At 43.6% G+C, this 5,877-nt stretch carries 7 protein-coding genes and 1 pseudogene; 7 read left to right on the forward strand and 1 reads right to left on the reverse strand.

Annotated elements, in window-relative coordinates:
* Window positions 1–570, forward strand: a pseudogene (locus AB4496_RS13300) (nitric oxide reductase transcription regulator); the annotation flags it as partial.
* An 89-nt stretch (window positions 571–659) separates the two neighbouring features.
* Entirely contained in the window at window positions 660–1,019 is a 360-nt protein-coding gene (locus tag AB4496_RS13305) for a glutaredoxin (RefSeq protein ID WP_065679986.1), read from the forward strand.
* Between the two features lie 108 nt (window positions 1,020–1,127).
* On the opposite strand, the gene AB4496_RS13310 is transcribed toward AB4496_RS13305, so the two are convergent.
* Window positions 1,128–1,721 carry an OmpA family protein gene (locus AB4496_RS13310; RefSeq protein ID WP_009845487.1) on the reverse strand — a complete coding sequence of 198 codons (594 nt, stop codon included), beginning with the start codon at window positions 1,719–1,721 and terminating at the stop codon, window positions 1,128–1,130.
* Between the two features lie 271 nt (window positions 1,722–1,992).
* Here AB4496_RS13310 and AB4496_RS13315 point away from each other — a divergent pair, with 271 nt between their 5' ends.
* The 5 genes from AB4496_RS13315 to AB4496_RS13335 all read left to right on the forward strand — a co-directional run bounded on the left by AB4496_RS13315 (window position 1,993) and on the right by AB4496_RS13335 (window position 5,704).
* Window positions 1,993–2,619 (forward strand): thioredoxin domain-containing protein, encoded by a 627-nt coding sequence (locus AB4496_RS13315; RefSeq protein ID WP_099165583.1) that lies wholly within the window; start codon window positions 1,993–1,995, stop codon window positions 2,617–2,619.
* 42 nt (window positions 2,620–2,661) lie between these two features.
* Entirely contained in the window at window positions 2,662–3,135 is a 474-nt protein-coding gene (locus AB4496_RS13320) for an FKBP-type peptidyl-prolyl cis-trans isomerase (protein WP_012600489.1), read from the forward strand.
* A gap of 154 nt (window positions 3,136–3,289) precedes the next feature.
* Complete coding sequence (locus AB4496_RS13325) at window positions 3,290–3,880, forward strand: TetR/AcrR family transcriptional regulator (RefSeq protein WP_009845490.1); 591 nt, start codon at window positions 3,290–3,292, stop codon at window positions 3,878–3,880.
* Between the two features lie 137 nt (window positions 3,881–4,017).
* Window positions 4,018–5,049 carry an NADP-dependent oxidoreductase gene (locus tag AB4496_RS13330; RefSeq protein WP_012600487.1) on the forward strand — a complete coding sequence of 344 codons (1,032 nt, stop codon included), beginning with the start codon at window positions 4,018–4,020 and terminating at the stop codon, window positions 5,047–5,049.
* A 34-nt stretch (window positions 5,050–5,083) separates the two neighbouring features.
* Window positions 5,084–5,704, forward strand: a complete 621-nt coding sequence (locus AB4496_RS13335; protein ID WP_009845492.1) for a glutathione S-transferase family protein — start codon at window positions 5,084–5,086, stop codon at window positions 5,702–5,704.
* The last annotated feature ends 173 nt before the right edge of the window (window positions 5,705–5,877 follow it).

Below are 5,877 nucleotides of genomic sequence, written 5' to 3' on the forward strand. Positions count from 1 at the left end.
GTTGAAGACGGTCGATTCAGAGCCGATTTATACCACCGATTGAGTGTGTACCCTATCGCAGTGCCAGCTCTGAAAGACCGAGGTGACGACATCAGCTTGCTAGCAGGCTTCTTCCTAGAACAGGCACGTCGTAAACTTGGTATCAACCAAGTTAAATTCCGCTCTGATGTACTGGTATTTTTAAACCGTTACGGTTGGCCAGGTAACGTACGTGAGCTTGAGCACGTGATTAGCCGTTCAGCACTAAAAGCATTAGCTCGTAGCACCAACAAAAACCTCGTGACAATCACTAAAGAAGATTGTGGCCCACTCGACCAAGATCAGCCTATAGCGACGACACAGGTAAAAAACACACCTTTATCAACACCAACGATCGACCTATCTGCAGGTTTACGTGGCGCTACCGATGATTTTCAACGCAGCATCATCACTGAGGTGTTGGAAGATGCCAACTTTAACTGGGCGCAAGCAGGGCGAGTTCTGAAAACAGACCGAGCAAACCTGACTCGACTGTCCAAACGTTTAGGGCTAAATGTGGCGAAGTCTCACACGATCGAACGGACAAAATAGATATTAGCGGTTTGTTGCGAGCATCTGACAAAACTTGTGTATATAATGCTGCAAATTGTAACGCTAATTTTAAATATGTAGAGAGAGTTATGAAGTTTATCCGTTGGTTTTTAGGTCGCGTCATCTTGCTGTTGAATTTTGTTTTCAGCCCACGCGGTGTGAAGCGTTCTCAAGAAGAACAAAGCAAAGTGAACGAACAGGCAAAAACGCACACGTTGTACCAATTCGAAGCATGTCCATTTTGTGTAAAAGTACGACGCTCGATGAAACGTCAGTCTGTTCAGTTTGAACTTCGTGATGCAAAAAACAACGAACAACACCGTGCAGAACTTGAAGCTGGCGGCGGTCGTGTGAAAGTGCCTTGTCTACGTATCGAGAAAGACGGTAAAACTGAGTGGATGTACGAATCTTCGGATATCGTATCTTACTTAGAAAAACAGTTCGCATAAGCGGAAAAAGCAACACAAGCTAAATACAAAAAATCCCTCTTCATGAGGGATTTTTTTATGTCTGTAATCGATACGCTCTTTCGATTCAAAGAATCAAGCTTCTCGCATCTATTTCGCCACAATCAGCATCAACTCTACACGGCGGTTACAGGCTTTACCTTGTGCTGAAGCGTTGTTACACGCGGGAACGTACTCACCGAAACCGCGGGTGTAAATAGCACGACTCGAAACATAGTTACTTTCTAAGCGAGCTTTCACTTCTTTTGCGCGCTGTTCAGAGAGCGGATCATTAACACGATCACTGCCTGTATTATCAGTGTGTCCTTCAATGACGACATCAATGTCTTGGCGTCGAGAAAGATAGCTGCCTAACGTGTCCAACCAATTGTTGTAAGCGGGTTCAGGAGATGTCGAACCTGTTTTAAAGTTCACATGCTGTACAAGCTTTACCATCACATGGTTGCCAGGTAAAACTTCAAAATCGATACGGTTTTGTCTTAAAAAGACTTCCAGTGGATCATTGGTCGAAACGCCACGTCCGTAGTTAGTGGTAATAGTTCCTTGCTGATGAGTGGTTTGAACCACACCCCATTCAGGGTACATAATGTCATAATCAGTTTTCGGTGCAGTTTGTAACATATCCTCACCGAATAACCCTGTTGGTAACGTAGTTTCGCACCCAGCCAAAGCTATGCTTAACATTATCGCTAAATATCTCATTACTTCACCAACCACTTATGCAGATAAACCATTCACTAATGTCTATATCGGCACTGAGAGAAAAACTTTAGACAAAAACTTTATACGAAAAGAAAGCACGTCCAAAAAAAGTGTTTTTGATCACAGTTAATCGTCAACTCGCCTGTCATCGCCCGCCCGTTCCAACTGTTTGCATTTATTTACCTTATAATTGTTTTCCAATTCGTACTAAATAGTTAGAATCTCACGACTTCTCAACGCTAGAGCAAACATTATGTTTAAACCATTTACTAAATTCATCACAGCACTTGCTGCCGTACTGATTATCGCGGGTTGTAGTGAAACAGACGAGCCACAGAAAGGCGTTCAATACGAAGCGCTGCCTACTGCTCTAACTGAATTTAACCTGTCTCCGATCACTGAAATCTTCTCTCTAAATTGTGGTCACTGCCGTCAAATGGAAAGTGCAATTCCAGAGATCGAATCTCTAACAGACCAAACTATTGGCAAGATGCACGTTACGTTCAATGAAAGTGCTCAAATCAGCGCAATGATCTACTACACAGCAGTAATGCAACTTGATGCGACCCCTGACCACGCGTTCATGGACGACCTATTTGGTGCGGTTCAAATGGGTGCAGATGCGACTCCTGAACAACGTCAACAAGCTCTAGAGACTGCGTTCACTTCTCGTGGTCTGGTTAGCCCATACCAACTGAACAAAGAACAGCAAGTCGCTCTATTTGACTACGTAAAGAAAGCTGAAGAGATCTCGGTTAAAGGTCAAATCAACTCAGTACCAACATTTATCATCAACGGTAAATACCAAGTACTAACAGCAGGTCACCAAGATGTTCAAGGTATCGCAAAAACGATCAACTACCTTTTGACTCAGCCTTAACGGCTTTTCTCTATAAAAAATCAACAATAAATAGGTTTTACTATGTCTAAATTTATCATCCCGGTCATTGTCTTTATTTTGGCTGGCTTCATGATCTACCGCACTTGGATGAACCATAAATCTGGCGAAGAAAATATTGAACAAGGCCAACAATTCCTTATCGAAAACGGCGCTAAAGAAGGGGTTGTTACGACTGAAAGTGGTCTTCAATACCTAGTTCTTGAAGAAGGTACTGGTACAGAGCACCCAACTAAGAACAGCAAAGTAACGGTTCATTACCACGGTACACTTATCGACGGCACTGTTTTCGACAGCTCTGTTGATCGTGGTGAGCCAATCTCATTTGCTCTTAAACAAGTGATCAAAGGCTGGCAAGAAGGTTTGACTTACATGGTCGAAGGCCAAAAAGTTCGCCTGTTTATCCCAAGCCAATTGGCTTACGGTAAAGGTGGTTCAGGCCCTATCCCACCATCAGCAACTTTGATTTTTGATGTTGAGTTAATCTCTATCAAATAATTGAAGAGACTGATTTAAGCCCTAACATACGAGCTATGTTGGGGCTTTTTTATATGTGAACGTTTGAATATTTGAAGCCACTTTTGTAACGACGGAATATACCTCAAAAAGCCGAAGACTAGACGACTGGTCTAATTTAACTTATAGTAAGCCCATGAACGATAAAACGAACGACACACGCCTGCATGTTTTAGATGTTGGCTACCAATTAATAGTGAACAACGGCTTTAACGGCGTTGGCTTATCGCAATTGCTTAAAGAAGCGGATGTTCCAAAAGGATCGTTTTACCACTACTTTAAATCTAAAGAGCAATTTGGCGAGGCTCTGATCCAGCACTATTTTGAGACCTACATCAGCAGAGTTGAAACTATTTTGGTTCATGGTGAAGGCAACCATTACCAGAGAATTATCAGTTATTTCACTCGATGGTCACAGATTGAAAACGGTACTTGTAACGCTCATAAATGCTTAGTCGTTAAGCTCAGCGCCGAAGTTTCTGATCTTTCTGATCCTATGCGCCAAGCGCTATTGAAAGGTGCTGAGAAAGTGACGCATACCATCGAGCAGTGCATTGTCGGTGGTATTGATGATGGCTCGATAAAGGTTGAAGAGAGCCAAGAAACCGCTCAAAATCTATATTCTATGTGGTTAGGCGCAAGCTTATTAAGCAAACTAAGCCAGAGTTCACGTAGCTTAGAATCAGCTTTAAACCTAACCCAACAGATTTTAAAAGGTAAAAACTAACCACGTACTGTGTTTAGTCTTTACTAACGACAGATAACCCGCCCTCTTATCATTTGATGACGGCGGGATTTTTAGACAACAAGACTAGACGACTGGTCTAATTCTAAATAAACATAATATAAAATTAAGGATACCCAATGACTCAACAAGACAACCGCCGCATCGTATTGGCTTCTCGCCCAGTAGGCGCACCGACTCAAGATAACTTCCGTTTGGAGACAGTAGCCGCACCAACAATTAAAGACGGCGAGATGTTACTTCGCTCAGTTTACCTTTCTCTAGACCCGTACATGCGTGGCCGAATGAGCGATGCTAAATCTTACGCAGACCCTGTTGCGATTGATGAAGTGATGGTCGGTGCAACCGTGTGTCAGGTTGAAGAGTCAAACAATAGCGATTTTGAAGTTGGCGAATGGGTACTGGCTTACACCGGTTGGCAAGATCTTGGTGTGTCTGATGGTGAAGGCCTAATCAAACTAGGTAAAGAGCCAACACACCCTTCTTACGCACTAGGCATCATGGGTATGCCAGGCTTTACTGCGTACATGGGCTTACTTGATATCGGCCAACCTAAAGAAGGCGACACTCTAGTCGTTGCGGCTGCAACAGGTGCAGTAGGCGCAACCGTTGGCCAAATCGGAAAATTAAAAGGCTGTCGTGTCATTGGCGTTGCTGGTGGTCAAGAGAAATGTCAGTACGCGAAAGAAGTGCTTGGTTTTGATGAATGTATCGACCACAAAGCCGACGACTTCGCGGAGCAACTGGCTAAAGCATGTAGCAACGGCATCGACGTTTATTTTGAAAACGTTGGCGGCAAGGTGTTCGATGCGGTAATGCCGTTGCTTAACACTGGTGCTCGCATTCCTGTTTGTGGCCTTATTTCACAATACAATGCGACATCACTTCCTGAAGGCCCAGATCGCATGTCTAGCCTTATGGGCACTCTTTTGGTCAAGCGTATTAAGATGCAAGGTTTCATTATCTTTGATGATTACGCACACCGTTACAATGAGTTTGCTGTTCAAATGACAGAATGGTTGTCTCAAGGCAAGATGCATTACCGTGAGCACCTAGTTGAAGGCCTAGACGAGGCGCCACAAGCATTCATGGGTCTATTGGAAGGCCAAAACTTCGGTAAGCTTGTTATCAAAACAAACGAAGCTAAATAAATTCAAAAACTGAACCAGTTAACTAGGTAAAATCATGATTACTTTGCATCACCTAAACAAATCTCGCTCAAAACGCATCATCTGGCTATTGGAAGAGCTTGGAGTAGATTACCAAATCAAACCATACCAACGAGACAGTGTAACGTTTCTAGCGCCACCAGAATTGAAGGCCGTTCATCCTCTTGGTAAATCTCCGGTTATTGAAGACGATGGCGTCGTGATCAGCGAATCTGGTGCTATCACCGAGTACCTAATCGACAAATACGGTCAAGGTAAGTTCGCACCAGTGCGCGGCACCGCTGACTACGTGGAATACTCACAGTGGCTTCACTTCGCTGAAAGCTCTGGTATTCTGCCAATGCTACTTAAAATCTTTGTGATGAAAGACGGTTGCGAGACTAATTTCCTTGGCGGCTACGCTGATGATGAAAACCAAAAGATCCTAACCTTTGTCAACGAAGCGCTTGAAGGTAAAACTTACCTTGTTGCTGATACTCTGACGGGTGCCGATTTCATGATGTCGTTCATCGTAGAAATCGTGGGTAACTTCGGTGCCACTGCGCTCTACCCTAACATTGCTAAATACGGTGATCTTTTAACGAGCCACCCTGCTTACCAAAAAGCCGAGCAACTAGAGCTAGAACACTCGAACTGATCGAGTTTCAATCAAGCTCGGACGCGCTTCGGATAAGCAAAAGCAACTAAATGAAGCCAAAGCCGATTTATCTTTCGCTTTGGCTTCTCATTTGCCTTCATTTCGACAACAATACCGAACTCTAACTGAACAGCCATAGAGTTTGATCTTCATGTCAGCAAACCTTGCTCAAT

The organism is Vibrio sp. 10N.222.46.A1 (assembly GCF_041473595.1).
Taxonomy (GTDB): Bacteria; Pseudomonadota; Gammaproteobacteria; order Enterobacterales; family Vibrionaceae; genus Vibrio; species Vibrio tasmaniensis_A.

Bases quoted from the DNA above. Each gene is read 5' to 3' on its own strand.
- AB4496_RS13305 (WP_065679986.1), top strand. From the start codon at position 660: ATGAAGTTTATCCGTTGGTTTTTAGGTCGCGTCATCTTGCTGTTGAAT.
- AB4496_RS13310 (WP_009845487.1), bottom strand. From the start codon at position 1,721: ATGTTAAGCATAGCTTTGGCTGGGTGCGAAACTACGTTACCAACAGGG.
- AB4496_RS13315 (WP_099165583.1), top strand. From the start codon at position 1,993: ATGTTTAAACCATTTACTAAATTCATCACAGCACTTGCTGCCGTACTG.
- AB4496_RS13320 (WP_012600489.1), top strand. From the start codon at position 2,662: ATGTCTAAATTTATCATCCCGGTCATTGTCTTTATTTTGGCTGGCTTC.
- AB4496_RS13325 (WP_009845490.1), top strand. From the start codon at position 3,290: ATGAACGATAAAACGAACGACACACGCCTGCATGTTTTAGATGTTGGC.
- AB4496_RS13330 (WP_012600487.1), top strand. From the start codon at position 4,018: ATGACTCAACAAGACAACCGCCGCATCGTATTGGCTTCTCGCCCAGTA.
- AB4496_RS13335 (WP_009845492.1), top strand. From the start codon at position 5,084: ATGATTACTTTGCATCACCTAAACAAATCTCGCTCAAAACGCATCATC.